The following is a 26,430-nucleotide window of genomic DNA, read 5'->3' on the forward strand; positions in this document are numbered from 1 at the left end:
GGATCACGTTCCTTCCGGGGCCACGACACCGTGGATCAGTGTCGCCTGGCCGTGGCCGGTGACATCCATGGAGCCGATGCCGACGACTCCCAGGAAGCGTGTGCGATAGGCGGTGTTCACCCGGACGGTGATGGTGCCGCCGTCGGCCGACACATCCACCGTGCCTCCGACACCCGCGCCACCGAGATAGGAAAGGGCAGCCGCTCGCGCGGAAGCCGGATCCGCGACGACGGCTTCACCGGTGATCGCCTTGCCGGGGTCGATGGCCTGTCCGCCGGCCCGAGCCGCCTCCATCGCGATGGCGTCGGCACGTTCGGTGGCGCGGAGCTTCCCGCCGCCGTCCACGACCATGCCGACGATGGCGAGCAGCGACACGGTGAGGATGGCGCAGAAGACCGCGATACCGCCCCGGTCGTCAAAGTGGGCACGCATCAGTTCCGCTCCCGGTAGGCGTCCACCGTCGAAGTGAACGTCGATGTGAGGGTCTTGCTTCCGGGGCTGCCAGGAAGGAGCAGATCCGAGAGGGGCACCGTGCAGCGCACAGTGACGGTCACGGTGCCGACGGAGCCGAGTGGGGCGTTGAGGCCGGATGCATCCACGGAGACGCTGGTGCCGGAGCACTTCAGCCCCTGGTCGGTCAGGGACTCCGCCGCGGCGGCGTACGCGTTGGCCTGGGCAGTCCCGGCCGTACGTGCGATGGACGCCTCGCGGGCCGCGTCCTCGGCCGCGGCGTCCACCTTGCTGCCGGACGTGACGACGCGACCGGCGGCGAGGGCCAGACAGAGAAACATGATCATCAGCGGCGTGACGATCGCCGCCTGGATCGACTCACTGCCCCGGTCATCCCAGTTCAACTCATCCCCCGATCGCGATCATTCGCCGGTCGTCCAGCGCTCCATCGGCCCAGACGCACTCTGTGTGATGGTCAGACCCGGCACTCCGGGCAACATGGACGGAGCCCTGCCGGTGACCTGGATCCGAATACGCTCGGCAGAGCTGCCGGCCGTCGACACCGTTGCCCCGGTGAGGTTGTTGCCGGCGATCCGGTCCAGTACGGCGCGGGCCCGCGCCGCCCCCGCGCCGGCTCCCGAGTCGTAGACCCGGCCGGCGGCCACGCCCTCCCGTGCAGCGGTGAGAGCAACGTTGCGCGCGTAGTACCACATGGACGCCTGCACCACGGCGACCGTCAACAGGATGACGAACGGGAAGAGAATCGCCATCTGGATCGACGAGTCGCCCCGGTCGTCCAGGCGTCGGCGGACCTTGCCGTCCGCCGCGCTCACTAGATACCTGCCAACTGACCGTTGTACCTGGCGACGACCGCGGCGATCGTTCCCGCGATCAGCAGAGCTCCGGCGACCGCCGCCACCCAGATGATGACGGTGGTGATGCTGATGTCGCCCCGCTCCGGGTCCTGAATGCCGCGCTCGATACGCTCGCTCAGTACCGCCAGCACGACGCCCAGGGACGCGGTGGCCCGGTGGGTGAACTTGTTGAGCATGTTCATTTTGGACATCCCCCTCGTTGGATGGGCACTCCCGTGCCAACTCCTGTCTATTGTCGTCTCGTTGTGTACCGGTCGTGTCTCAGGTCGTCAGAATATTGATCACAGCGGGAAAAGCGACCAACAGCATTACCAAAACCGCGAGCAGCGCGCCCGGGGCCGTCATCTTCTCGCTGTTCTCGTTCGCCTCGGCCGCCTGCTTGGACAGCAGCTCCGTGCGCAGGGACTTGGCCCGCGCCCTCAGGGTCGTGTAGACCGCGGCGCCGTCATGCGCAGACATGCGCATGATCTCGGCAACATCCTCGAGGACGGGCAGATCCAGCTCACGAGTAAGCCGCACGAGTGCTTCCCATGGCGGGATCTTGTCCACGCGGGCTCGCAGCATCGCTTCCTGCAACCGGGTGAAAGCCCACCCCTTGCCGATCGCCGCCGCACCCTCCAACGCCTCGGTCGGACCGGCATCGGCCGCCCGCTTGAGGGCGACGAGGTCCAGATAGGCAGCAACGGCGTGGGAGAACTCCTCACGTGCTCGGCCCGCCTGATCGCGTACGGACAGGTCCGGGATGAACCACAACAGCGCCCCGAGCCCGATGCCCACGACACCGGGGATGTAGAAGGGCACACTGAGCCCGATCAGCGACCAGACGCCGACCAGCAGAGGCGGCAGCAGCAGGCCCATGGCCGCCAACGCCGTCTTGGTCAGGAGGAAACGTTCGGCAGACTGCCCGATGAGCGCCAGGTCCTTGCGCGGAATACTGACTCCGGGCATCCCCTGCAGATGCTCCAGCAGCCACCGGCCCCACAGATCGTCCCGAGTCGCGGGGGCCCTGCGCGTCTCCTCGTCCGCCGCACCGATGTTGAGTCGGCGCAGCGAGGCGGCAAGATCCGGCTGGGGACGGACCAACTCCCTTACGAGAAGCGCGAGTCCACCACCGACGGCAAGGCCGGCGAAGATCGCACCGGGCGGAATCACGAAACCTCCTGGGCCGACTCGGCATACTGCGGCAGCTTGACCCGGCTTCGAGAGTCGGCGATGAGGAAGCGGGGCACCGGCTTGTGATCGGCGAGAGAGCGCATCCAGGCGAGGACACCGACGAACCCGGCCGCCAACAGCGCCAGCACGAGCTGGCCGACGAAGGTTCCGTACGGTGCCGTGTACCCGGGAGTGAGGAACCCGGCAGCGACCACACACAGGGTGATGATGGTCATCCACCGCACGGTCGTCCGCGGCTTGGCCCGATCCGCCTCGATCTGGCGACGCTTGGCGACCTCCTCCCGGACCGCCTCCGAGAGGTCCTCGAGCGCCTGGGCGAGTCCTGGGCCTCTGTCCGAGGAACAGAGGATCAGGGCTGCGAGGACCTTGTCGGCGGTGACGTCGTCGAGCGAGTCGGCAAAGGCCTCCAGTGCCTCGGTCGGACGCCAACCGACCTGCAGACGGTCGGCGAGGTCGGCGATCTCGTGTTCGAGTTCACTCGGTGCACCTCGACGGCTGGCGATCATGGCCTGCTCCAGCCCCATGCCGAGCCGCAGCACGTCCGCAAGCCGCTGGGTCCATTCGCCCAGCCCTTCCAACTTGTCGATGCGCCCGGAAGCCCTCTTCGTCGGGGACAGCAGCCACGGCACGCCGACAATGGCGAGCCCGGCCAGCAATCCGCCCACGAACACACCGGTGAACAGCCACACTCCGAGACCGACGACACCGGCGGCGGTCCAGCGCGTCCGGCGGCGCAGAGACTCCTCCAGTTCCACGCCGGCGCCCTGGCCTCGCCTCCAGCGCAGAGGCGTCGGCGGCGCGGTCGTGCCCACGAAACCGGCGACAACACCGACGAGCCCGCCCGCCGTGGCAAGCCCTGCGAGCACCCACAGAAGCAACGTGTTCATCCGGCCATCACCCGCAGATCCAGAGGGTGGCGCCAGGACCCGTGAGGGTTGTCGAGAAGGTGGGCCGGGAAGCCCACACGGACCAGATCGTCCAGACAGGACGGGTGCATGTGGGGCACCGCGCGCGGCTCGCCGGGCCCTGGAGCGAAGATCCGGTTGGTGGCCGGACGCCCGTTCTCTCCCATACCCGTGACTTCCAGCACGTGGGAGACGAAGCGGTGCCGCTTGCCTCCGATACGGGTCTCGTCGCGCATTGAGACGAAGACGATGAAGTCGAGACCGTTGGCGGCCTGCCGGTAGGCCAGTTGCTCCGTCATGTTGTCCTGAGCCAGCAAATACAGTTCCGCGACTCGGTCGAAGACGATGTCGGGCCGGCGAGCGTGGATGGTGCAGAGGTTGCCACCCTTGCCGTTGGTCATCGCCTGCATCATCGCGACGATCTCCTGACCGCGTACCTCGCCCACGACGACACGGGACAGGGACATTCGCAGGGCCCGGTGAATCAGATCGAGCAATGTGATCTCACCGGCGCCGCGGCCGTCCATACCCCGTTCGCCGTTGGACTCCCGGGCCTCCATCGGGACGACCTGGCGGTGGTAACCGTTGGTGTGCGCGAAGAGTTCGAACTCCGTCTCGATGGTTGCGAACCGCTCGTCCGGGTCGATCTCCTTGAGCAGGGCCCGAAGCAACGACGTCTTCCCCACCGCTTGTTCGCCGGTGATCATGATGTTTTTCTCGGCGCGCACGGCTGCGGACAGGAAGGCCGCCAAGGTGTCGTCGATGGCCCCGAGTTCGACCATGCCCGGCAGGTCCACGTCCTTGACCCGGTGTCGGCGAATGGTCACATAGGTCTTGGGGGTCACTCCCGTGACGGCCTGGAGCCGAGAACCGTCCGCGAGGCGCAGCGCAAGGAACGGGTCGGCAGTGGACAAGGTGCGCTCGCTCTGGCCGTTGCGCCGGGCCAGGTCGCGCAAGAGTTCCTGGAGCTCGGCATCCGAGTCGGCAACCGGCGTCGCGCGCACCCGGTGGCTGTCACCGTAGTCGAGCCACACGTCGTCGTAGCCGTTGATCAGGATGTTCTCGACCCGGTCGTCGTCCAGGTACGGCTGGAGCCGGCCTGCTCGGAACAGCATGTCGTAGACAGCTGCGGCGAGCGCAGTGTCCTCGGCCTTCGTCGTGCTCGCGCCCCGCTCGATGGCAATGGCATCGGACCAGACGGCGACTGCCTCATTGATCAGGGCACGGCCGCGCTGTGCCTGTGACTCCGGGTTCATTCCCCCGGCAGAGTTGATCTCCTGGGCGAGCCGGTCCGCCACCGTTCGCTTGATCTCGCTGGCGACGCGGTAGTCCACGGTGACCTTGGGCAGGTTGTCTCCGCCCAGGGCACGCGGAGTCGAGGCGCCGTAGGGCCCCTCGCGGGGGTCGGCGGGGGGCGCTCCGAACCGGCCGAGGACCACGGTCCGCTCCGATCCCGGCGCGGGCCGTACCCCGGGGTCGGGGTGCAAGGGGTTAGCGCGCACGCGTCAGCTCCTCGCTTCCCTGGGGTCCTGACGACCTCGGTGCCAGCCGGTCGCGGCGGAGCAGCACGCGCTGCTGAAGCGGACCGCACAGCGAACGAGCGGCGCGCATCAGCTGTGAACGCTCGAAGTGCTTGCCACCGTCAGCCCCGTCGGAGAGCACCTCCGCCTGCTTCGGCTGCCAGGGCATGCTGCCGAGCACCGGCACGTGGAGCGTCTTCTCGATCTCGGATGCCGAGTAGGGACCGCTTTCGACCAGTACCGCCGCAAGCGCGTCGGCCCCTGTGCCTCCCGGTCCCGCCAACTCCTTGCGCAGCGCCTCGGCCCGCACCTGCGCACTCTGGATGCCTCGCAGCGTGTTGCGGACCACCAGCACCACCAGGTCCGCCCGTTTGGCCAGGACGGAGGACGGGCCGAACGCCCCACGCCGACCGAGGTCCACGACCACGTCGTGGCCGTGGTCCTCGATGCGGGCGAAGAGTTCGGAAAGGCTCGCCCAGGCAGGGTCAAGGCCCGCCGCCTGGGCCGGGTCGGTGATGCCGGGAAGGAGCAGACGGGTCTGGTCCTCTGTCTCGGACAGGTCGACGAGCTGCCGCCAGAACGCTTCCACGAGCTGATCCCTGCGCGAGGCCACCGCCAGGTTGCGTAGACCGTAGCGCGCGTCCATCCGCCCCTGGAGCGCGCCGGCCAGCACCGCCCCTCCGTCCGGGTCGCATTCGGCGAAGATCAGCCGCCGTTCAGGCTCCAGGGGCCACGCCAGCAGCAGGGCGAGACCCGTGCTGGTCACCCCCGGGGCGCCGGTGCCACCGACGAGCGCGATCACCGACATCAGGACCCGCTCCCGTTTTCCACGACGATGGCGATGCGGCCGGTGGCCGCGCGTGCCGCCAGGGCCGGCCCGTCCGTGGCGGGCACCGCCACGTCGACCGTGACGACACCGGTGCTGTCGGCTGCCTTGCCGACCGACACGACCTTGGCCGAGATGGTCTGCGGAGGAGAGGACGGAACGTCCTCGTCCTGTCCCGGCGTGCTCACGATGAGCACCTTGCGCCCCGGTGTCAGTCCCTCGTTGGGCCGCTGGGACGGCTTGACGGAGATGCCGACCAGGGTGTCGCCCGCCTTCAGCAGCGACTTGTCGGTCACCTGGTCACTCGACAGCAGAGACCCGGAGATCAGGTCGACCGCGGCACGCTTGCCGACGACGCTGGACCGGGAGGTGGCTTTGACCACTTCGAGTGCCGGATCCAGTGAGATGGACGCCTCGGTCAGATCGCCGTCCTCGATGACATCACCGGCCTGTACGTCCTGGCTGAGGGCCAGAACCGCCGTGCGCTCGCTGGTGGCGGTGAACAACACGGCGCCGGAGAGCCCTCCGACCGCGGTCAGGGCAAGGGAGAGCGCGATGAGCGCCGGTCGGCGCCGCCGCTGCTTCAGGGCCCGCGGGGGCGCCACGGGGGTGGGGGCGGAGGAGCCGCCGAGCCCGCCCTGAACCGGCGGGGTGGCGGTCTTCGTCCTGGTCAATTCCTGCCTCCAGCAGATCTGTCGCCGCTCGTCACTCGCCCACGACCTGGAGCTCGCCGATGGCGAGCGCGGTGTCGCTCTCGCGCGTCTGCGTCAGCTCTCCGGTCTCGCCACCACCCTCCCAGTGGATGGTCCAGGTGGCCGTCGCGGTGATCTTGTACTTGTTGCCGTTCTCGCCCTTGGACGTCCGGCTGTAGACATGGCCGCAGTCGGGCGACTCCCGCTTGCCGTAGCTCTCGGCATACGGCGTGCCCGGCTTGGTGCAGGTGACGGACGTCCCGTCGCCCATGTTCCACACGACCTTGTCGACCTTGGCCGTGGCGGTGACACTGACGGACCCTGCGGTGGCCGTCACGGTCTGGGGCCCCGTCGTCGTCTCACCCTGCTGGTTCCACATCCATACGGGCATGCCGATCAGGCCCGTCTTGCCCGGACCGGGCGCCATGCCGATCTGCGGCCCGTTCAGCGTCATCTGCTCGACGGCCCGCTGCGCCACTTCCTCCGGGCTGATGGTCGGTGCCCGTCCGATTCCTTCGCTGTCGGCGAAGAACTGGTCCCGGGGCACGAACGTGCCGGCGCCCACGTACGGGAAGTCCGGGCAGGAAGTGGGGTGGTAGATGGCGCCTTCGCTCGGATCGTGGCCGTCCCAGACGGGGTCGTCGGCTGGTGGCTGAGGGTTCACCAAAATCCAGTAGCACATCTTGCCGTCCCAGTATCCGAGTCCCGGGACGTAGCAGGGGATCTCGGCACCGGTCGCGCTACGGCATGTGCTGGAGCCTCCACCGTTGTCATCGGAGTCCCCGCTCCCGCCGTTGCCACCGTTTCCCTGGTTTCCCCCGCTTCCACTCCCGTTGTTTCCCGGGTCCTCCGCCGTGACGTCGCACTTCGGAGCGTATACGGGGCATGTGACGTCAGCCGTCGCCGTCGTGGTTCCCGCCAGGAGGAGGCCGCCGCTCACCAGGAGAACGAGGGCCGCACGCTTCAGCCGCTCCCGGCTCAGCACGTCCGGTCCTTGTCCACGGTGTAGTCGACGATCCGCCACTCTGTGCCGCCCGCCTCGGCCGTGCTCGCCGTGGCGGTCCATGGGCGTCGGGCGTCCTCGTTGTCCACCGTGACCGGCTTGCCCGTCGAGCGCTTGACCAAGACGTAATCCGTCGTGTCGACGCAGTCGCTGATCGTGGCGGTCGCGGATCCGCTCTTCATGCTGACCGCCGTCACCTTCGGCGCCAGCGTGGGCTTGCCGGTGAAGGTGAGCCCGCTCTGCTGGTAGTAGGTGAACGTGTTGATGATCTTCTTGGCTGCCTCGCCGGTCGTGTAGTTGCCCAGCTTGGCGTTCTCCATGCTCCCGGAGGAATACGCCTTGACCTGGGCGTCCCACATGCCGCGGTACGCCGCGAGGGCCGCACGCTCAGCCGCCGCCCGCTCCTTCTGCTCCTTGCTCTGTGTCGTGCTCGCCTTGGGCTTCTCGGGCTTCTCGTCACCCGACGATCCACAGCCCGCCACAAACACCAGCACGGCCGCCGCCGCACCCGTCCGGATCCAGCGGGCAGCGTTGCCCCCGTGCGTCATCAGACCCCCTTGGTCATTCGACGTAACGTCTCGTGCACGTCTGAAAAGTGACCCGACGCCATTTTGCCTCAGCCCCACGCGACCCGGGCGGGGGATCGTGTCACAACCATGTAGCCCCCTTGTCACAAGCACCCGTCACATCCACCGGGTTGATGGCAAACCGGGACAACAGGCACTCGTGGGCGACGCCGTTGGGACATCGCTCGTCACACCGTTACACAGGTGCCGGGCCTCACGCTCAATCAATTAGCGCGTGACACAGCGGAGTTAATCGGACAAGATCTTGCCTCGAAACGTGCATCGGACGCGTTTCCCCTGGACCGCTCGACCGGCGGGAGGGGGACAAGGGGGGTCTGAAACAGTCGTCACCTGAGCGCCAGACAGGTCCGTCACAGCTCCGGACAGCCTTGCGACAGCAAAGTGACTGACTGGTGACACAACTTGCCCAAACTTTATGCCGGTTGAACATCACACCGGACACGCCGGTGCACGCCCATCTCCGAGGAACCGGCTTCCTCACCCACCCATGACCCATCCCGACGCCACGGAGGATCCCTTGACCGCCATCCCCACCACCGCGTCCTTGGACGAGGACGAACGACACGTCGTCGATTCCTGGCGCCCGGTGCTGTGGATCGGACGGGGAGACGGCCGATGATGCGGGGCCGCAAGCAGAAGGAGAAGGCACCGAAGAAGGGCCAGGCTGCCGCCGAGCGCACGACCGGAAGGACGACGCGTTACGAGGCGCTCACACCGGTGCAGGAGAACGACCTGGAACTCGTCGACGCGCTCGACGAGTCCGCTACAGGCTGGCGCCAGACGACCGCCAAAATGGCCGGTCTCACAAAGCTCGCCACAGTCGGCATCTGGGTCCTTCTGCTGTCCGGGCCCGCAATCGGCGTCTTCGCGGTCGCCGCCGCCGCTTCCTCGAACACGCCCACCACGGCCGCGAAGAGCACGGGAGCGTCCGCCCCACCGTCGGCCACCGGTCCGTCCGGATTCGCCGAGCTGTACCTCGCGGCCTACCTCGCCGCCGGCGAAGGCACGGAGGACACGCTCGAGCCTTACTATGCCGAGGCCGTAACGCTGGCCAACCGTCCCGACTCACGCAGGGCGACCAGCATGGTGACGGTGGCGGCTCAGCAGATCGGGAACGGCTACTGGGCCGTGACGGTGGCGGCCCGCATCGAGGCCATCGACAAGAACGGAAAGACCAGCGACCAGGGTTTGCACTACTTCCGAGTAGGTGTCCAGGTCGCCGGAACCCCCGAGCAGGGGGGCACCGCGAAGGCCGCAAAGTCCGGCCAGACACCGGCGCTCTACGCGGCGACCTCCCTGCCGGCGGAAGTCAACGCGCCGATCCAGGCGAGCCCCGGCGCCCTCGGTTACGGCTCTGACAGCGGAGTGAGCCAGAACGACCCGGTCGCCGACACCGTGGGCCGATTCATCGCCGCGTACCTCACCGGTCAGGGAGAACTGGACCGCTATGTCTCCCCCGGCTTCCGGGTCGCACCGATCGTCCCCGCTCCGTACAGCGGCACGCTCGTCACCGGACTGCAGGACGACCAGGCCGACGACTCGGACGCAACTCAGTCCGCGGTCCCGTCGGACGGCACCCGGCGGCGCGTACTGGTCACCGTGAGCGCCACGGCCGGAGGCGAGGACTACACGCTGAGCTACGCCCTCACGCTGGCCACCCGGGACGGCCGATGGGAGGTCGCCGCGTTCGACAGTGCGCCTGTGCTCGCGCCCGACCAGACCGGGCCGGCCGCCGACAGCCCGGCGACACCGAGCGCCGCAGCGAGTACGGCAACGGATTCCCCGACGGCATCCGCCGGGGATTAACCCACCCACAGCAGCTCATCACAACGAGGGGATTCAACACATGAGCTACGCGAGTTCCGAAATGGTCCAACTGGCCGTCGACGGCCAGATCTTCACGTGGATCGACGGCACGCTCTCCGACGTCAAGACCCTGGCCGTCACCGCCGCGGGTGTGCTGGCCATCGTCGCCACGGTGATGGCGTACTGGAAGACGCGCTCCTGGGCCGGCACCCTGACCGCGGCCATCCTCGGTGCCATCGTCGTCTACGCCGTCTCGCACATGGACGACCTCAGCAGCATGGTCGACAGCGAGGTGCCGGACAAGGCATCGGGTGTGGTCACCGTCGTCGATGTGACGCAGCCGGGACTGCCGCCCGTCCAGGGGGCTGACCTGCTGTGAGCACGGCGCCGTCGGGCGAGAAGCCGCTGGTCGGGCACTCCTACACCCGGGCCCGCAAGCACCCTCTTGTCATCGGCAAGCTCCCCGGCGGCGGGCGCCTCCCCGGAGGGCCGTACACGATCACCCAGATCATGACGATGATCGGCGCGTTCGTCCTGCTCGTGACCACCCGGGGTCTCTGGGCGGTCTTCGGGCTGGGCAACGGCCTCATCATCATCGGCGTCCCCTGGGGCGTGGCGTGGCTGATGCGGTACGCCCGAATGGACGGACGCGACCCGGCGCGGGCGTTGCTCGGCCTGATCGTCTACGGCACCTCCCCGCCGGGCGGCCGGTTGGCCGGCCGCCCGCAACGGCCGTTCAGGTCCAAGCTGGTCACCACCCGAGTGACGATCGGACTCCGACCTGCGGTCCAAGCACCCGCGCAGCAGACACCTGCCGAGCCCCGGCCCGTGCGGCCGGTCCGGGTGGTGGACCGCACCACCGGGCGGACGGACCCGCAGCAGCCGACGACTGCACCCAAACCCCGCACCCGCCTCCAGGAACTGCTCGACGAAGCAGAGCGGAACTGACCGGTACCAACCAGTAGTGATCCGAAGGATGGACCAACTGCCATGCGGCTTCCCGTGCGCCACATCAGCGGCAATCTGATCTGGACCACCAACGCGACGGTGTGGGCCGTGTGGCGCGTTGACTCCGACAACTACAGCCACGCCTCCAGGTCGGCCAAGCTGGAACGCCTGGCCGCCCTGGAAGGTCTCTTCAAGGCCATCAAGGGCGAAGTCCTCCTGCTCAGCCTCTGCCCTCAGGTGGATGCCGCGAGCGTGGTCACCCGCATGACGGCCGGCATCGACCTCGACGCCTCGCCGGAGTACGTCGACCTCTCGCTCCGCGTCCTGGACGAACTGGAGGAGATGGAACTCACCGGGCGAGTCGACTTCCTCGCCGTGCCCATGCGCCACAACGACATCAAGCAGGCGGCCAAAGCCGTCCTGTCGTCCGCCCACTACGAGGTGATGAGCACCTTCGGCCTGCCCACCACCCCGGTCGGGAAGGCCGAGGAGCAGCGCAGGCTCGAGCAGGCCGCGAACCTGGCCGCCACATGGCCCACCGCGATCCGGATGCGGCCGGCCACCGAGGGCGAGATCCTCTGGATCTACGGGCACTGCGCCCGCCGGGGCACGGCCGAGCCGCTGCTGCCCGAGATGGACGAGCCCCGTGGCGTTTTGGGCCGCGGCCGTGCCGTGGCGGCGTACTCCGAGGTGATCCTCGACGAAGGAGGACGCACCGACGGCATCGAGGAGCGTCGAGGCGTACCCGTCAACCCGTTCCAACACCGGTACGTCAAGGCTTCGACCGAGTTCGGTGACAGCTACCAGGCCTTCTCCATCCTGGCCGAGATGCCCGAATCTTTCGCCTTCCCCGGCAGTGAATACCTGGCCGCGCTGGACGACTTCGGATTCCCGGTGGACTGGGCGGTCCGGCTGAACATCGAGCCCGGTTCCAAGGCCGAGCCGAAGTCACGGCGCCAGGCGCGTGAACTCGCCCACCAACGCAGTGAGTACGACGGAGAAACGGCCGGCGTCCCGGCCAGCCTGGACAAGGCGAGTGCCGCTCTGGACGAGTACCGCTCGCGCCTGACCTCATCCTCCACTGAGGTGGAGATCAGGGCGAGCATCGTCACCTGTGTGTGGGGCGAGACCCCGGAAGAGGCCGAGCAGAAGGCTTCCGCACTCATCAACCACTTCGGCGGTAATGACTACACGTTGGTGCGGCCCATCGGGGAACAGACGCCGTTGTTCCACAGCATGCTCCCCGGTACCACAGCGCCTCGTGTCATGAACGACTACGCGCAGTTCCTGCTGGCGAAAGACTTCGCGATGGCCCTGCCGTTCTGCGGACAGCAACTGGGTGACGACAGCGGTTCGTTGTTCGGTCTCCAGCTCAACGGCGGCGGAGCGCGCCCGGTGCTCGTCGACTTCAGCCTCGGCCCCCGGCTCAACGCCTCGGCATCGGCCGTGTTCATCGGCGAGTTGGGTTCCGGCAAGTCCGTGGCCATGAAAACGGCCATGTACTCCATCCTGACCACCGGCCGCCGCATCGGCCGGGCGCGCAGCCGCGGGCGGGCACTGGCGATCGACCGCACGCCCCAGCAGGAGTGGGCCCGCTTCGCGCGAGCCTGCCCTGGAGAGACCCAAGTCATCACCGTGGACGAGGAAGCCGAGGTGTCCCTGGACCCGCTGCGCGTCTTCCGCGGTCCGCGTGCCGCGCGTTACACGGAGTCCTTCCTCACCCCGCTGCTCGACATCGCCTCGATGAGCACGGAGGGCGTGACGCTCGCCGACGCCATCGACGCCACCCACAAATCGCCGCAGCCCAGCATGCGCAAGCTGATGGAGACGCTCACGGAACGGGCTCAGAACCCCGATCCGGAAGATCCCGATGACCATAATGTCCGGGCCGCGGCGAGCGAGCTCGCCCGAAAGCTGCGCTCGTTGGCCAAGAAGGACCTGGGCCGCGTCGTCTTCGACCCGGATCTTCCGATCGTGGAGATCTCGGACGCGGACACGATCATCTTCTCGGCGGCCAACATCGGTCTGCCCAAAAAGACGGAGCTCGAGGGGCACCGGCTCTCCAGCCTCGAGGTGGAGAAGAAGTTCGGCTGGCGGCTGATGTACCTGGTGGCCGCGCTCTGCCGCGAGATCGCCTTCTCCGACCCGGAGGAGTTCGTCGGCGTCTTCCTCGACGAGTGCTGGTGGCTCACCTCCTCAGCGGAGGGTACGGAACTGCTGCTGGAGATCATCAACGACGGCCGCAAGCACGGTTGCGGCGCCTTCGCCGGCTCTCATGACCCGTACGATGTCGGGCCGGCCAATTCCGAATACGGCGAGAAAATCCGCGGTCTGGTCTCGCACCGGTTCCTCTTCCGGCACCGCAACAAGCAACTCGCCTCGCGCGGACTTGAGTTCCTCGGCCTCGACGGCGACGACCCGGAGCTGGTCAAGCTGGTCACCGAGGGCCTGTCGCCGATCAATGTCTCGGAGGAGGAACGACTCCTCAGGGCGGGCGAGTGCCTCTACTACGACCTGAAGAAGCGCATCGGCGGCATGAAGGTCCTGATCCCCGCGGACGAGTTGGCGGCCGAAGCCATCCACACCACGCCAGGCCGCGTGAGCCTCGATGAGCCGGGCGAGGCGATCGAGCGGGCGGAAACGGAGGCAGTGTCTCGATGAGTGTTCTCACGGGGGTGGTCCGGCAGTCGCGATTCTGGCTGCGCCTGCTGGTCCTGGCGGCGGTTCCGGCTCTGCTCGTGCTCGTCCTCGGACAGCACGCGTGGGCGGCCGGTGACTGCATGCCGAACAGTGACGTGCCGAATCTTCTGTGCACGCCGCCGAAGGCCGGTGACTCGGGCAAGGTCCTCGGCATCTTCGACGTCGTCGACAAGAACGGCGTGCCACTCAGCGCTTACAGCCTGAACGTGGACACGGGCGGCACGCTCGACATCATCAGCAAGATCATCGCGTTCCTGATCGGCATCGGCTTCCAGCTGCTCAAGATCCTCATCGGCTTCGCCTGCTGGCTCGTCGAGTGGGCCCTGGACTTCGGGCTCGCGAAGGTACTTCTGGAGCCGGTCTCCAGCATCGCGTCCACGATCTATCACAAGGTGATCGAAAGCCTGGGGCTGAAAATCCTCTGCCTCACGCTCGCCGGGCTCTTCGCTGGATACCACATCCTGTTCAAGCAGCGGGCCAAGGGCTGGGCGGAGATGGGCCTGTCCCTCTTGATCGCCTCTCTCGCGACCGTGAGTCTGGCGAACCCGGGCGGCACGCTGATGGGCGACGGCAAGAACGAGGACTCGGGTGTGCTCGGCACTGCCAAGGTGTTCGCTCTGGGTGTCGCCGACGTCGTACTCGAGGACCGCTGCACCAAGCAGGGCGGCGATCCGAACGAGACGACGGAGTGCTCCGGTCAGCAGAAGGGGGACAACGAGGCCACTGCGGTGAGCCGGCCCATCACCGACGGCCTCGTCGACGCCTTCGTCACCCGCCCGACGTTCGTCATGTACACCGGCCTGCCCGTCACCGACGCCTGCAGCGCCGCGTACAGCAAGTCCATCCTCGTCCGTTACAACTGGAACCGGATGGTCCTGCCGAAGCTGATCGCGGACAAGGACAACCAGGGCTTCTGGGAGGACCTGGGCGACGCCTTCGAGTTCGCCTTCTCCTTCGACGGCATCAAGGACGCCCTGCTCCTGAGCACGGGAAATCCCTGGGCCGTCAGCGTCGCGGTCAACGACATCCAGAACCAGATGCTCGGGGAGCTCAAGAAGAAGGCGAAGGAGACCCCGGCCTGGCAGCAGTACGTCATCCCCGCCGACAAGGAGTTCGCCAAGGCGTGCAACGTCAAGAGCTCCGAAAACAACGCCGACTCTCCTCTGGACAAGCAGGAGATCGCCGCCTCGATGGACAACCTGATCAGCGTGTGGTTCGTCGCGCTGGCTGCGCTCATCACGGTGGTTCTGGTGGTGGCCATCTCGGCGACGTTCCTGATGTCTCAGGTGTGGATGGCCATCGAAGTCATCCGAGCGCAACCGGCGATGATCGCGGGCATCTTGCCCGGCGGTGGCAGGAACATCCTGTGGAGCTGGGTGTCAGGGGTGATCCGGGTCGTACTGGCCCTGGCGCTGTCCATCTGGTTCCTGGCTTTCTTCCTGGTCATGATCATCGCGTATCTGGGCGCTCCGGGCACCGGAAACGTCATGACGGTCAAGTTCGTCGGCATCGTCATACTGGCCGGGGGCTTCCTCGTCTTCCGCGGGAAGGTCACTGCGGCGGCAAAGAACGTCGCGCAGAACTTCGGTCAGCGGATGTCCAGGAAGACCGGCGGTGCGATCCATGAGTGGGAGTCGCCGGCGTCCTCCCTCTCGAGCCCCACCAAGGACTCCAAATCCGGACTCGAGCAACTCGCTGGAGACAGGGGCACCCTGAGCAAGATGACCTCCGGTGCCCGCCATCTTTGGAAGGGCAAAGCTCCCAGTGGGGGTGGTGGAGGCGGCGGAGGTGGAGGCGGCGGAGGTGGAGGCGGCGGAGGTGGAGGCGGCGGAGGTGCCGGCGGCGGCAAGCCCAAGAAGAACTTCAAGCAGCGCGTCCAAGGCGCGGTCAAGCTCGGCACCGAGATAGCCGTCGCAGCCGGCACCGGTGGCGGCAGCGCCGCAGCGAAGACGGCTGCCAAGACCGCTCTCAAGCAACGGCTCAAGAGCGGTGCGAAGAACCGCCTTCAGAAGAGCCGCGCCGGACGCGGCACCCTGGCAACCGCACGCACGGGCCGCTACATAGCCAAGGAAGCGCCCGTCACCCGGAGCCGGTTCAGGAACGCGGTGGCCGCGGAACGCCGAAACCTCGAGAACTCCGGGCGCCCGGCGAGCGGCGGGGCGAGCACCGCCCAGGGCCGCACCCGCAGCGCATCGCAGCGCACCCGTGACGCCCAGCGCGATGCCTCGAGGCAGATGCGCACCGCGCGGAACCGGGCACGCGGCAACAGTAGCGGCGGTCAGCGGCTCAACCGGGCTGTGAACAACCGGCGCAACCAGCAGACCAACCGGCGCCGTTCCTCCGGAGGCGGCAACGGACGCAACCCGGGCACAGGAAGCGGAGGAGGCAGCGGCAGGTGAGCACGGCCTCCGCTGAGAAGTCGGGGAACGGCGTCAGCATCTTGCTGAAGACGCTGGCGCTGTTCTTCCTCGTCATGTTCCTGTTGTGCGTGCTGTTCGTGGTCATGGGGGCGAACCTGATGGCCGGCGAGGAGGAGCAGAACGACAACAAGCCGTCGGTCCAGGTCAGTTGCGTCGAAGTGGCGGGCATCCCCAAACCGACCTGTGAGGCATACATGCAGGCGGAGATCAACATCAGAACGGTCCGGCCGAAGTGCGGGAACCTGTCCTGGACCCTGTTGGCGGGCATCGGCAAGATCGAGTCGCACCACGGCACCTACGGTGGCCGCAAGGTCGTCGACAAGTACGGCAAGGACTACGGCAACGTGGAACCACCGGTCATCGGCATACCGCTGAACGGCCGTGAGGGCACTCAGCTCATCTACGACACCGACAATGGCAAGTACGACAAGGACACCGAGTACGACCGTGCGGTGGGCCCGACTCAGTTCATCCCCCAAACCTGGGAGAGCGTGGCGCAGGACGGCGACGACGACGGCGACACCGATCCGCAGAACGTCTTCGACTCCGCGCTGTCCACGGCCGCCTACCTCTGCGGCACGGGGGAAGTCGATCTCGCCGATCCGAAGGCGGAGCACGACGCGATCTTCCGGTACAACCACTCCGAGGACTATGTTTCCAAGGTGCAGGCCGCGAAGGCGGAGTACGACGCCCTCGGTGATGTCACGGACATCGACGCTTCCGACAGGGCGAAGAAGGTGATCGCAGCCGCGCGAAAGTACAAGGGCATGCCCTACTCCTGGGGCGGAGGAGACGCAAACGGCCCCTCGACGGGCATCTGTTGTTCGGCGGGCGGGCAGGACGGACGGAAGGTGTACGGCTTCGACTGCTCGGGCTTGTCGGAGTACGCGTACGCCCAGGTCGGCCTGAAGATCGGCACCACCGCGCAGGCTCAGCACGACAGCGGCAAGATACGCATCACCCGCAGTCCTAGAAATCTGGCCAGTGCACGGCCGGGGGACCTGCTGTTCTTCTCGGACAACCCGGGCAGCGGCAGAGGCATCTACCATGTGTCCATCTATCTGGGAAAGAACAGACAGATCGAAGCGCAGAAGCCCGGGACCGTGGTCTTGGAGTCCGACGTTCGGGTGAACGGGCTGGACAGCATCGGGCACCTGTCATGAGCGGCGGCGTCGATCGCACGACCTTGGTCATGTTCGCGGCGTCCGCCGTCCTCGCGGTGACCGGGGTCGTGCTGGTGTGGTCCTCCGGCACGGACGGCGGCCAGTCTCCTTCAGCCGGTCCGCCGGCGAGTACCGCAACCGCGACCCCGTCGGCCGGAACAACTCCGCCTGCCCCACCGACGGCGTCTTCCTCACCCCCCGGCAGCGCCGCACCCGCCGGAGATGCATTGGCCGGGGATCCCGGCGACGCAGCACTGCAGAAGGCGCTGGAGGAGACTCGCCGGGCCGACATAGCTCCAAGCCTCGAAACCCGGCTCGTGCAGCTCGGCGGAAAGGTGCTGCGCGCGGACCTCACAGGTCAAGGACGGGAAGCGTTTCCCGACTACTTCAAGGGCGAGCCGGCCACCGACCGCTGGCTTGACGTGCGGATCCGGGCAGGCATCGCCCAGCGGCACGAGAACCGCGCCGACGCGGTGGAAGTGCATCTGGTGTGGGCGGGCACAGACCCGGGCGGTGAGCGCTCGGAACGAGAACCGTCAACGGTTCTCCTGGTCCGCGATAGGACCGGCAACTGGTTTCCTAAGCCATTCTCAGAGTCACCGTGAACGCGTCTCGGTATGTGTCAAGGATCCGGTTCGGCTGGACCTGGCGCGCACAGACGTCCGGACTTCCACGGCGGACGCCAGTGGGGCGCGGCGCCGACGCACGGGCCGGTGAGTCGGAACTCCCCCCGCCGCCGAGGCACCACACGCCCCCTCCACCGCGCGATGCGAGGTATCCGTGTGGGACGACCGGCGCTACAGCGGATTCCCGGTCATGAGCGCGTCGCCCTCTGACCCCGCACCCGTGACCGTCGTCCCTCTCCTCGCGCTCCCCCCGGCCGGGAGTGAAGGTTCCCGGCCGGGGAGCCATGAACCGGCTACCGCGATGTCATCGATCGGCGGATTCGTCCCCTTCCAGCTCTTGCGGCAATCGGAAGGCGACGAATCCCCGTCCTTGCAACTCTACGAAGCCAATTCTGGCCTTCTGTGGGGACATGCCCACGTAGTCGGCGATCTCGTCCACCCCTCGCTGCCGGTCCACCGCGTTCAGCAGGGCGAAGTGCTCCCCCGAGACCGGAGCACGATGCCCTGTACGGGTCCGCACGATGTGCGTGGCGGGCTGCACGGCCCCATCACGTGTCGGTACCTGAAGCCCGAGCGTAAGTCCCGGTGACAGAACCGGCACCAGACGACCCTGCTCGGAATGCGTGTCCATGCGGACTTTACTCACCCGCCGGCCCTCGAGGTAGAGCACATCGAAGTTAGTGGCAAGAAAGCACTCGAGCGCGTCGTCCGGGCTCTCGACGATCGGTTCGCCGCGGATGTTGAATGACGTGTTGAGTACGAGCGGCACGCCCGTCCGGCGATGGAATTCCTCGATGACCGATCGGAACCGCCCGGGATGATCCGGCCTCACGCTCTGAACACGACAGGTACCGTCCGCGTGAGTGACGCTGGGAATGGTCTCGGCGTGCTCCGGGCGAACCGGCGCAACGATCAGCATGAAGGGATCGTCGACCGCCAGATCGAAGTACTCATTCGCGCGCTCGGCGAGTACGGAAGCAGCATAAGGACGGAACGGCTCGCGGAATTTGACTCGGTCGTTGAGGTGATCACGCATGCCCGCGTCCCGAGGGTCGCTCAGAATGCTGCGATGGCCGAGAGAGCGAGGACCGAATTCGCTGCCCAACTCGAACCAGCCGACGACCCGTCCCGCAGCCACGTCCTCGGCGGCACGTTCGGCTACGTCGTCAGTCACGTTCTCCCACTGGATGAGATCACTATGCCGCTTGAGGCTCGATTCGATTTCGGAAGCGGTGTAGGCACGTCCGTGATAATCATCGCGGTACGCCCACTGGGGCACGGACCCGACAAGCTGGTGATGGCCGTAGAGAGCAGCCCCGATCGCCACCCCGGCGTCTCCGGCGGCAGGCGTCACGAAGAGGCTGGTGAATTTTGACTCGCGCAGAATTCGCCCATTGGTCACGCTGTTCAGGCCGACTCCCCCGCTGATCGCCAAATTGCTCTGGCCGGTACGACGGTGAAGCACTTCGGCAAGGTGAAGAATTCCCCGCTCCAACTCGGACTGGACCTTCGCAGCTACATTCCGGCAGATCGGGTCCTGTTCCGGCGGCAACGAGGAGCGCTGGGGGAGCCTGGTCACCCACAGGGTGTCGATTTCCATTCCGTCATCGGTCAGGTCGATGATCGGCTCGGACAGGGCGGAGGGATCGCCGAAGGCCGCCAGACCCATCGTCTTACCTGCGTGCTTCCAATGGCCGAATATGTACTGCGACGCCTCCGAGTACATATGGCCAAGGCTTGCGAAGCGATAGTAGGGATGACTGGCCTCCCACAAAGCCCAGCGCTTCGAGATGAGTTCGATCGCGCCATCCGTTATGCTGAACAGCGATTCCGCTTCCTCCATCTCCGAGAATTCTGGCGCGTCACCGAGATGGGGGCTGCCACGGCGCTGATGTTCGCCGAAGCTGTAGCCACTGCCGTCGAGAATCATGACGGCAGCATCACGATATCCAGAGGCAACCCAGGCGTAATAGGCGTGCAGCAGGTGATGCGAAGGATTGACGATCAGAGTGCCAGAGAAACCGTTGTTCACGATCTCGACATCGAAGTCGGAACTCGCGTATTGATTGACAACCACGCAGTCCACGGAATTGATGTTGTCGATTCCCGCAGCACTCAGGCAGTATTCAACAGCCCGATAGGGGAAGCCCCCGTGGTACTTCTCGCGACTGATACGCTCCTCGCTGATCGCTACCTTGAGCCTACCGTCGACGAGCAAACACGCCGCCGCGTCGTGCGCAGCGTTCACACCGAGTACAACACTTTCACTCATGTCCGTGCTCACCGTCCTGTTCCGTCGCCAAGTCCTTACCCTTCACGCTTGAGCAAGGAAAGAAGTACGGGCATTTCCGCGCACAGTCGAGCCACCGCTGCGATTAGGCCACGGTGGCTCCACCGAGACCCTACCTGATCACGCCCTGCGGCGATGGAATGCTGAGCGTGACGCCCCGATTAAGGCTTTCCGTTGGGTTTGGAATGGTTACTGAGCTTGAATACATGATGTCCTGAGTCACCCCGTCCTCCATACTTCTCAGATTCAGTCCCGCTCATGCCGTGTCGCGGGTGATCTGCCCCGCACCGCGTTCATGACCGGGCCGCGGGGCCTCCTCACGCCGGCGGCGGGTCCGACCGGGGCGACCGGGGCGACCGGGGCGACCGGGGCGACCGGGGCGACCGCGGGAACGGCCGGGCGGGCAGGGAAGCATGGTTCCGCGTGCGGGTCTGCCGGCCAACGCCAGACCGCAGCACCTCGGGGATCCGGAGCGCCGCCGGAGCCCACGTCTGCGGCGCCGCATCGCAGTCCCGAACTTCCTTGCGTCTGTTGACGCGACCGTGTCACGATCATGGTCTTGGCTGCAGGGTGCGATACAGACGGGAACCGAGGTCACTGTGAGGCATCAGATGTCCCCTCCACCCGCCGAGTCGGAGACCGGAGCGAAAGCTCTGCGCATATTGCAACTCACCACCTCGTATGAGATCGGCGGAGTGGCCAGGCACATACTCGATCTGCGCGAGAAAATGCAGCAGAACGGTCATACCGTGTGGCTCGCGGGAAGTCCTGGCACTTGGCTCACACCCGGAGCATCCGGGTTTCTCTCTCTGCCGGTCGATCTCGTGACTGCCAACGGCGGATCACCACAGCGCCGCGCCCGGTCATTCCTCGCCTCTGCCTACCGGCTTCGTCGATGGCTCCGCGACCATCCGGTCGATGTGGTGCACACTCACGAGGTTGCCCCTGCTTACGTGGCCAGACTGGCGGCGGTGCCGTCCGGACCGCCCGTGGTCTTTTCGTTCCACGGGTGTGAGCTGGGACGCGAGGAGCACTACGCCCGCGCAGCACGCCGTGTCGCCGCACACGTCGTCGTCCCGGCGACACGGCTCGGCAGGCCCTTCCTGGCACAGGGTTTTCAAGACGACGAGCTGAGCACAGTGCGGTACCCCGTCGACCGGTTGCCGGACGTGGGAACCGACGAGGTGCGCGAGGCGCGGCGGGGGTTGGGTGTGTCCCCTGAGGGACACCTGGTGCTTACCGTCGCGCGCCTCGACCGACAGAAGGGGATCGACAAGTTGGTCGAAGCGTGCCATCGCGTCGACCAACTCGTAGGCCCCCATCGCGAAATCGTCTTCGCGGTGGTCGGCGGAGGGCCGCTCGAGGGCGAGATACGCAAGCAGATAGACAACGCAGGCATCGGAGCCAGGTTCCGGCTGCTCGGCGCCCAGCCAACGCGCCAAGCGTTCAACTCTTTGCTGCATGCGGCCGACCTGTTCGTCCTGCCCTCCAGGTGGGAAGCACTACCCATCGTCATAGTTGAGGCCTTCCAAGCAGGATGTCCGGTCGTGGCCACCGATGTGGGCGGCGTAGCCGATCTCGTCGACGAGTCCGTCGGCCGGCTCGTGCCGTCGAACGCGCCGGAGCCGCTGGCGAATGCAATTCTCTCCCTTCTCTCCGACCCGGTAGGACTGCAGCGGCGGGGTGAGGAGGCGCGGAACCGAGCCAGCGACCCAGCTCTGGCCATACCCGCGATTCACGCCGCCTACGAGTCGATCTACAGGAGGGTCGCGCGTAGCACCGAGGTCGGCGCACAGTGAGAATCACCTTCCTTATCGACGGTCTGCACGTGGGCCGCGGAATCGACGTGGCCACCGTCCATCTCGCGGAAGCACTCGCCAAGCGTGGCGAGAAAGTAGTCGTCGCAGGCGCGGAAACCGACGACGCAGCACTTCTCCTGGCGCGCCCGCCTGAGTTCGAGTGCGTACCACTTCCGGCCGTCCCAGGCGGCGTCCGCCAGCGGGCGGAAGGCGTCCGCCACCTGATCCCGTCCATCGAGCGGATACCTACCGACTGCTACGTGCCGGTCAGCTTTCCGTTCGACACGCTCGGGGGAAGACTCAACGCACCTGTGGTTCTTTACGATCACGGGGCGGTTCCCAGCCGTCACGCGTCGCCCGCCCTCCGGATGGCGATCTGGGCAGTGGCCGGCTACGCGATCCTTGCCAGACGCCGAGCCACGGGTGTGGTGACGATCTCGCAATGGCTGGCGACGCGCATGGCACGTTGGATGGACGAGTCCCGGATCCGTGTAGTGCCCAATGGCGTTGACCACGCGCGCCGTCTGCTCGACGTACGTCCCGACCGGTCCGTCGCTCGTCGTGCTCTTGGGCTTCCGGCTGAGGCACCTCTTGTGCTCGCGGTCGCGCGGTGCGGGCCTGAGGCGCGGTACAAGGGGCTTCACGTGCTCGGCGACGCCTTGTCCCAGCGCGGCTTCCAACAGCGCGGCGGCGTTTTCGCCGTGGTGGGCCAGGCGACGCCGGCCGACCGGGACTGGCTCGCGACTCATGGTGTCACAGCGCTGGGACCGGTCGACGAGTCAGGACTCGCCAGCGCCTACGCCGCGGCAGACATGCATGTGTCTGCAAGCACCTTCGAGGGCTTCAACCTGCCGTTGGTGGAAGCGCAGTGGATGGGGGTGCCCGTCGCGGCGCTCGACCGCTGCGCCCACCCAGAAGTGGTCGCTTCCCCGAGCAGCCTGTTCCCCGATGTCCCGCATCTCGCCGATCACATCGTCGAACGACTGCTCGAGAACTCGCAGGTGTCATGGAAAACCGCGGAGGCGGCCACCTTCGCGAGACAGTTCACCTGGGACTCGGCCGCCGAGCAGTTCAGCACCGCCCTGGTGGATCTCCTGGAGGAACCGTGGAAGACGACGTGACGGCCACGTCCCCCGGCCCGGCTTCTCAGCAGTCAGAGCCTCATGCCTTCTCGTTCATCATCCCCGTCTATAGGGGCGGAAAGCACATCGCACCTTGTCTTGCGGCTGTCGCTGCCGCTCGAGGCTCTCATGACAACGTCCTGGTGGTCTTCGACGGGCCACCGACCGAAGACGAACTAAGCGCCGCGACGGAGGGCGGAGCTGAGGTCATCACGCTGCCGGAGAACCGCGGCCCAGCAGTGGCTCGCAACGCCGGCGCCGCGGCCGCGACCAACGACGCCTTGCTCTTCGTCGACGTGGATGTGCGCATCACGCCCTCAGCGGTGGGTGTCGCCCGGGCCGCTCTCGCAGAGGGGTGGGACGCTGTTGTGGGGGCGTACTTGCCCAACGTGTCTGAAGGCAACAGGATCACGCGGCTGAAGAACCTGCAGCACTCCTTCGTCCACACCCGGCACGCCGGTCCTGTAGCGACGTTCTGGACCGGCTGCTCGGCCGTATCCCGTGCCGCGTGGCAGAAGGTCGGCGGCTTCGACGACGACCTGCGCTACTGCGAGGACATCGCGTTCGGTGTGAAACTCCACCGTGCCGGATTGCGGATTCTGATGGAACCACGTATGTCGGGGAGCCACTGCAAGGAGTACTCCCTGGGCAAATGGTTCCGAAGCGATCTTTTTGAGCGGGCGATTCCGTGGAGCAGGCTCCTGCTGCAGGGCAGAGCGATCGCCGGGCAACTCAACACAGGGAGGGAGGGCAGGATCGGTATGGTCCTGGCGCTGCTGACCCCGCTGTCGATCGGGCTGCTCGCGGTGACGACCTGGATGGGTGTCGCTGTCGGACTGCTCGTACTGGCGATGGTGATACTGCATCGCGAGCTTCTTGCCTATGCCGCCAGACATGTGGATCGGCTGACTGTGGCCATGGTGATCCCGTACATGTACGCGCACTACTGGGTCGGCGGCCTTGGGCTGGGTATGGCGCTCGCCACTGGGCTGCCGGGTACGAAGGGTGCATGCAAAGGGGCCGCCCGATCCTCGATCGCGCGGCCCCGAAGCGACGACACCCGGTGAATGACTGTCAGCCAACCCCTGCATCGTCGAGTTGCGGTGTCGAGGCGCGCTGTTCCTCGTGGTACTCCGCCTCGACGTTGACCGACCAGATGTCGTGATCCGCCCCGTTCAACAGGTTCTCCACCGTCAGCATCGCCGTCAGGATGGAGTGATCCTGGTTGTTGTAGCGGTGCATGCCGTTGCGTCCGACCGGGTGGACGTTGCTCGCGTGTTCCGCGAGCCAGTCGCGCAGAATCTCGATGTTCCTCTTGTAGTGGCCGTCGTACATCGGGTATGCCTGCGGCATCCGCACCACATACCCCTTGCGCACGTCGGCGGCGGGCACCAAGCCGAGTGCTTCGAGTTCACGGGCACCGAGAGCCACGAGGTCCTCGTCGGTCGCAGACCAGAGATCGTCGCCACGGTTCACGAAGTATTCCAGACCAAGGCAGGCGGCCCCGTCGTTGACGAGATACGGCGACCAAGCACCGAAGTTCTGTATCCGCCCCACCCGCACGTCTGGTGAGTGAATGTAGATCCAGTTGTCGGGGAAGGCTGCCTCCTCGGGCACGACCAGTGCCACAGTGAGGAAGTCCCGGTGCCGTAGTGCCATCGCGGCGTCCAGTACCCGTTGCGGCGGCGCCGGATTCATTGCAGCCACCAGCTCGCCCAACGGCATGGACGAGATGACCGCCTCTGTATCCAGGGTGTCGCTTTCTCCCTCGGCACTGCGCACAGTCACGGTGTGCACCTTGCCACCGGCGTGGGAAAGCTGGGTCACCTTGGACTCCATACGCAAGGTAGCGCCCGCACCGACCACCACATCCCGGCAGGTCTCCCACATCTGTCCTGGGCCGAACCGCGGGTACCGGAACCTATCGATCAGGGAAACGACCCGCGTCTTGCCTTTACTGGGGATGAGTGCGTCGCGAACCGCCTCGTAGAACGAGAGGTTTTTTATTCGCTGTGCCGCCCAGTCCGCCTGGATGGTGTTGGCAGGAACGCCCCACACCTTCTCCGTGTACGTCTTGAAGAACTTCCGGTAAAGCCGCCATCCGAACCGCGAAGCGGTCCAGCCTTCGAAGGTTGACACCTCCGTGGCCGGACGCAATCGGGCACCGATGTAAGAGGCCGCACACAGGAAGGATTCGCGTGGTCCGAGGCCGGACAGTACGTTTGGAAGATTCAACGGGTAGTCGAACATCCGCCCGCCGTAGTAGATGCGGCTCTGGCGTGACCTCACTAGGAATTCATCGTCCGGAAGAATCTCCGACCAGAGTTTTTCTACTCGGTTCACCTTAGTGAAGAAACGATGGCCGCCGATGTCGAAACGCCAGCCCTCTCGTTCGACGGTACGGCTGATCCCGCCAACCACATCGTCCGCCTCAAGAATAACGGGCTTCTGGCCTTGACCGACCAGTTGATACGCGGCGCTGAGGCCGGCTGGACCCGCGCCGATGATGACAATCTCCTTGCCGTTCGCTTCAGGCGGCAACCCATACTCCTAAAGTGGTCGTGGCGTCTCACGCAACGTTGATGGCCGGATCTCCCGGCCGCCATCCGCTCCATGGCGTTCCGGCGAGAGTGGAGTCGAAGAGCTCTGTGAAAAGCGGTCCGCAGGTCGGTGATCCCGGCTTGCCGCCGCCGCAGAAATGGACGACATGGGGATGTTTCTCCGGCAACTCTGAGAGGTAGTTCCAGTCCTGGGAAAGAAGGTGCCATTGACCTTGCAATACCACGTTCAAGCCGAACTGGTCGTACTGCGGCCACTTACCCTGTGCCAGCAGATGCTCGCGGGAGTCACAGCAACGGTGAAGCACCCGCGCCGCCACTTCTTCTCCGCGCCAACGGCCCAGGTCAACCACCATTACCCCTGAGTTGAAGTACGGCGCCTCAGGGTCGAGTCCAAGCTCCTGCCAGGGTCCGACAGCATCGCGGCAGCGCGGCAGGAAATAGTCGGACGCGGCTCCGAGTACTTTGCCGTCCAAATCACTCAACCACAGTTCTTGGAGGTCGTCGAGGACGATCGCGTCGGCATCGAGATAGATAGCACGCTGGACCGACGGCGGCAGTACAGAACCCATGAGGCATCGGAAGTAATGTGGCCGCACAACTGTCTCATCAGTAGGCAGGCCGGCGGCAGCGTAGCTGGCCTCGGTCACCTCGACCCAACGCACCGCCACTCCGTCGGCGAATTCCTCGATCCGGCGCTGCGCGCCAGCGCTCACACCCTGATGGAGCATGGTCAGGTCGATACCGGATGCTTGATTACGACTCGCCGAGAGCGAGGCGATCAAAGCAGCCACATAGGGCAAATATCCGGCATTACAGGCAGAAACGATTTGTATACGGTCATTACCGGATGAGACGGGACTGGTGATTGAGCTGGGCATAGCACCCCTTATTCCTCAGGGTTAGCAAATGACACCGCCTTCGCGGGCAGCAGACAACCCGGTGGCACTGTCAAGATACTGTCCTGA

Annotated in this window: 24 protein-coding genes; 10 read left to right on the top strand and 14 right to left on the bottom strand. The window is 66.2% G+C overall.

Annotated elements, in window-relative coordinates; all coding sequences use genetic code 11:
• Positions 1–3 precede the first annotated feature (3 nt).
• From ACZ4YY_RS16400 to ACZ4YY_RS16450, 11 genes are all read right to left on the bottom strand, one after another.
• Complete coding sequence (locus ACZ4YY_RS16400; RefSeq protein ID WP_468289725.1) at positions 4–432, bottom strand: pilus assembly protein TadG-related protein; 429 nt, start codon at positions 430–432, stop codon at positions 4–6.
• Positions 432–854: a TadE/TadG family type IV pilus assembly protein gene (locus ACZ4YY_RS16405; RefSeq protein WP_468289728.1), complete on the bottom strand. Its 423-nt coding sequence runs from the start codon at positions 852–854 to the stop codon at positions 432–434. The genes ACZ4YY_RS16400 and ACZ4YY_RS16405 overlap by 1 nt, the downstream gene beginning before the upstream one ends.
• An 18-nt stretch (positions 855–872) precedes the next feature.
• Entirely contained in the window at positions 873–1,283 is a 411-nt protein-coding gene (locus ACZ4YY_RS16410; RefSeq protein WP_468289731.1) for a TadE/TadG family type IV pilus assembly protein, read from the bottom strand.
• A complete protein-coding gene (locus ACZ4YY_RS16415) occupies positions 1,283–1,507 on the bottom strand; it encodes a hypothetical protein (protein ID WP_468289734.1) in 225 nt (74 codons plus the stop codon). Before ACZ4YY_RS16415 ends, ACZ4YY_RS16410 begins: the two co-directional genes overlap by 1 nt.
• A 79-nt stretch (positions 1,508–1,586) precedes the next feature.
• The gene (locus ACZ4YY_RS16420; protein ID WP_468289737.1) at positions 1,587–2,477 is read right to left on the bottom strand and encodes a hypothetical protein; all 891 of its coding nucleotides are present in this window, start codon (positions 2,475–2,477) and stop codon (positions 1,587–1,589) included.
• On the bottom strand, positions 2,474–3,385 hold the full coding sequence (locus ACZ4YY_RS16425; protein ID WP_468289740.1) for a type II secretion system F family protein: 912 nt from the start codon (positions 3,383–3,385) through the stop codon (positions 2,474–2,476). The genes ACZ4YY_RS16420 and ACZ4YY_RS16425 overlap by 4 nt, the downstream gene beginning before the upstream one ends.
• On the bottom strand, positions 3,382–4,905 hold the full coding sequence (locus ACZ4YY_RS16430) for a CpaF family protein (RefSeq protein WP_468289743.1): 1,524 nt from the start codon (positions 4,903–4,905) through the stop codon (positions 3,382–3,384). Before ACZ4YY_RS16430 ends, ACZ4YY_RS16425 begins: the two co-directional genes overlap by 4 nt.
• Positions 4,895–5,731 carry a hypothetical protein gene (locus ACZ4YY_RS16435; RefSeq protein WP_468289746.1) on the bottom strand — a complete coding sequence of 279 codons (837 nt, stop codon included), beginning with the start codon at positions 5,729–5,731 and terminating at the stop codon, positions 4,895–4,897. Before ACZ4YY_RS16435 ends, ACZ4YY_RS16430 begins: the two co-directional genes overlap by 11 nt.
• The gene (locus ACZ4YY_RS16440) at positions 5,731–6,423 is read right to left on the bottom strand and encodes an SAF domain-containing protein (protein WP_468289749.1); all 693 of its coding nucleotides are present in this window, start codon (positions 6,421–6,423) and stop codon (positions 5,731–5,733) included. The genes ACZ4YY_RS16435 and ACZ4YY_RS16440 overlap by 1 nt, the downstream gene beginning before the upstream one ends.
• A gap of 31 nt (positions 6,424–6,454) precedes the next feature.
• Positions 6,455–7,123, bottom strand: a complete 669-nt coding sequence (locus tag ACZ4YY_RS16445) for an ATP/GTP-binding protein (protein ID WP_468289752.1) — start codon at positions 7,121–7,123, stop codon at positions 6,455–6,457.
• Between the two features lie 296 nt (positions 7,124–7,419).
• On the bottom strand, positions 7,420–7,992 hold the full coding sequence (locus tag ACZ4YY_RS16450; RefSeq protein WP_468289755.1) for a hypothetical protein: 573 nt from the start codon (positions 7,990–7,992) through the stop codon (positions 7,420–7,422).
• Positions 7,993–8,646: 654 nt separating this feature from the next.
• On the opposite strand from ACZ4YY_RS16450, the gene ACZ4YY_RS16455 reads away from it, so the two are divergent.
• From ACZ4YY_RS16455 to ACZ4YY_RS16485, 7 genes are all read left to right on the top strand, one after another.
• A complete protein-coding gene (locus tag ACZ4YY_RS16455; RefSeq protein ID WP_468289758.1) occupies positions 8,647–9,837 on the top strand; it encodes a conjugal transfer protein in 1,191 nt (396 codons plus the stop codon).
• A 40-nt stretch (positions 9,838–9,877) separates the two neighbouring features.
• Positions 9,878–10,216, top strand: coding sequence for a hypothetical protein (locus tag ACZ4YY_RS16460; protein ID WP_468289760.1), 339 nt, complete (start codon positions 9,878–9,880; stop codon positions 10,214–10,216).
• Entirely contained in the window at positions 10,213–10,785 is a 573-nt protein-coding gene (locus ACZ4YY_RS16465) for a hypothetical protein (RefSeq protein ID WP_468289763.1), read from the top strand. The genes ACZ4YY_RS16460 and ACZ4YY_RS16465 overlap by 4 nt, the downstream gene beginning before the upstream one ends.
• 42 nt (positions 10,786–10,827) lie before the next feature.
• Positions 10,828–13,446, top strand: coding sequence for an ATP-binding protein (locus ACZ4YY_RS16470; RefSeq protein ID WP_468289766.1), 2,619 nt, complete (start codon positions 10,828–10,830; stop codon positions 13,444–13,446).
• 119 nt (positions 13,447–13,565) lie between these two features.
• The gene (locus tag ACZ4YY_RS16475; protein WP_468289768.1) at positions 13,566–15,884 is read left to right on the top strand and encodes a hypothetical protein; all 2,319 of its coding nucleotides are present in this window, start codon (positions 13,566–13,568) and stop codon (positions 15,882–15,884) included.
• On the top strand, positions 15,881–17,068 hold the full coding sequence (locus ACZ4YY_RS16480) for a C40 family peptidase (RefSeq protein ID WP_468289771.1): 1,188 nt from the start codon (positions 15,881–15,883) through the stop codon (positions 17,066–17,068). The genes ACZ4YY_RS16475 and ACZ4YY_RS16480 overlap by 4 nt, the downstream gene beginning before the upstream one ends.
• Before the next feature lie 227 nt (positions 17,069–17,295).
• Positions 17,296–17,673: a hypothetical protein gene (locus tag ACZ4YY_RS16485; RefSeq protein ID WP_468289774.1), complete on the top strand. Its 378-nt coding sequence runs from the start codon at positions 17,296–17,298 to the stop codon at positions 17,671–17,673.
• A 325-nt stretch (positions 17,674–17,998) separates the two neighbouring features.
• Here ACZ4YY_RS16485 and ACZ4YY_RS16490 read toward each other — a convergent pair whose 3' ends face one another.
• On the bottom strand, positions 17,999–19,978 hold the full coding sequence (locus ACZ4YY_RS16490; RefSeq protein ID WP_468289777.1) for a carbamoyltransferase family protein: 1,980 nt from the start codon (positions 19,976–19,978) through the stop codon (positions 17,999–18,001).
• Between the two features lie 668 nt (positions 19,979–20,646).
• Here ACZ4YY_RS16490 and ACZ4YY_RS16495 point away from each other — a divergent pair.
• Genes ACZ4YY_RS16495 through ACZ4YY_RS16505 form a run of 3 tightly spaced genes read left to right on the top strand, consistent with a single transcriptional unit; the run spans position 20,647 to position 23,971 of the window.
• Complete coding sequence (locus ACZ4YY_RS16495) at positions 20,647–21,783, top strand: glycosyltransferase family 4 protein (protein WP_468289780.1); 1,137 nt, start codon at positions 20,647–20,649, stop codon at positions 21,781–21,783.
• Positions 21,780–22,904 (top strand): glycosyltransferase family 4 protein, encoded by a 1,125-nt coding sequence (locus ACZ4YY_RS16500; RefSeq protein WP_468289783.1) that lies wholly within the window; start codon positions 21,780–21,782, stop codon positions 22,902–22,904. The genes ACZ4YY_RS16495 and ACZ4YY_RS16500 overlap by 4 nt, the downstream gene beginning before the upstream one ends.
• Entirely contained in the window at positions 22,889–23,971 is a 1,083-nt protein-coding gene (locus ACZ4YY_RS16505; RefSeq protein ID WP_468289786.1) for a glycosyltransferase family 2 protein, read from the top strand. Before ACZ4YY_RS16500 ends, ACZ4YY_RS16505 begins: the two co-directional genes overlap by 16 nt.
• 7 nt (positions 23,972–23,978) lie before the next feature.
• On the opposite strand, the gene ACZ4YY_RS16510 is transcribed toward ACZ4YY_RS16505, so the two are convergent.
• Both ACZ4YY_RS16510 and ACZ4YY_RS16515 read right to left on the bottom strand, forming a co-directional pair.
• Positions 23,979–25,445, bottom strand: a complete 1,467-nt coding sequence (locus ACZ4YY_RS16510; protein ID WP_468289789.1) for an NAD(P)/FAD-dependent oxidoreductase — start codon at positions 25,443–25,445, stop codon at positions 23,979–23,981.
• Between the two features lie 28 nt (positions 25,446–25,473).
• Positions 25,474–26,343, bottom strand: a complete 870-nt coding sequence (locus tag ACZ4YY_RS16515; protein ID WP_468289791.1) for a glycosyltransferase family 8 protein — start codon at positions 26,341–26,343, stop codon at positions 25,474–25,476.
• Between the last annotated feature and the right edge of the window lie 87 nt (positions 26,344–26,430).

It is taken from the genome of Streptomyces sp. NPDC030143, assembly GCF_055573695.1.

Coding starts and splice junctions, on each gene's coding strand:
- ACZ4YY_RS16445 (WP_468289752.1), bottom strand. CDS start 7,123: ATGTGCTACTGGATTTTGGTGAACCCTCAGCCACCAGCCGACGACCCC.
- ACZ4YY_RS16400 (WP_468289725.1), bottom strand. CDS start 432: ATGCGTGCCCACTTTGACGACCGGGGCGGTATCGCGGTCTTCTGCGCC.
- ACZ4YY_RS16475 (WP_468289768.1), top strand. CDS start 13,566: ATGCCGAACAGTGACGTGCCGAATCTTCTGTGCACGCCGCCGAAGGCC.
- ACZ4YY_RS16415 (WP_468289734.1), bottom strand. CDS start 1,507: ATGAACATGCTCAACAAGTTCACCCACCGGGCCACCGCGTCCCTGGGC.
- ACZ4YY_RS16435 (WP_468289746.1), bottom strand. CDS start 5,731: ATGTCGGTGATCGCGCTCGTCGGTGGCACCGGCGCCCCGGGGGTGACC.
- ACZ4YY_RS16515 (WP_468289791.1), bottom strand. CDS start 26,343: ATGCCCAGCTCAATCACCAGTCCCGTCTCATCCGGTAATGACCGTATA.
- ACZ4YY_RS16470 (WP_468289766.1), top strand. CDS start 10,828: ATGCGGCTTCCCGTGCGCCACATCAGCGGCAATCTGATCTGGACCACC.
- ACZ4YY_RS16425 (WP_468289740.1), bottom strand. CDS start 3,385: ATGAACACGTTGCTTCTGTGGGTGCTCGCAGGGCTTGCCACGGCGGGC.
- ACZ4YY_RS16460 (WP_468289760.1), top strand. CDS start 9,878: ATGAGCTACGCGAGTTCCGAAATGGTCCAACTGGCCGTCGACGGCCAG.
- ACZ4YY_RS16455 (WP_468289758.1), top strand. CDS start 8,647: ATGATGCGGGGCCGCAAGCAGAAGGAGAAGGCACCGAAGAAGGGCCAG.
- ACZ4YY_RS16450 (WP_468289755.1), bottom strand. CDS start 7,992: ATGACGCACGGGGGCAACGCTGCCCGCTGGATCCGGACGGGTGCGGCG.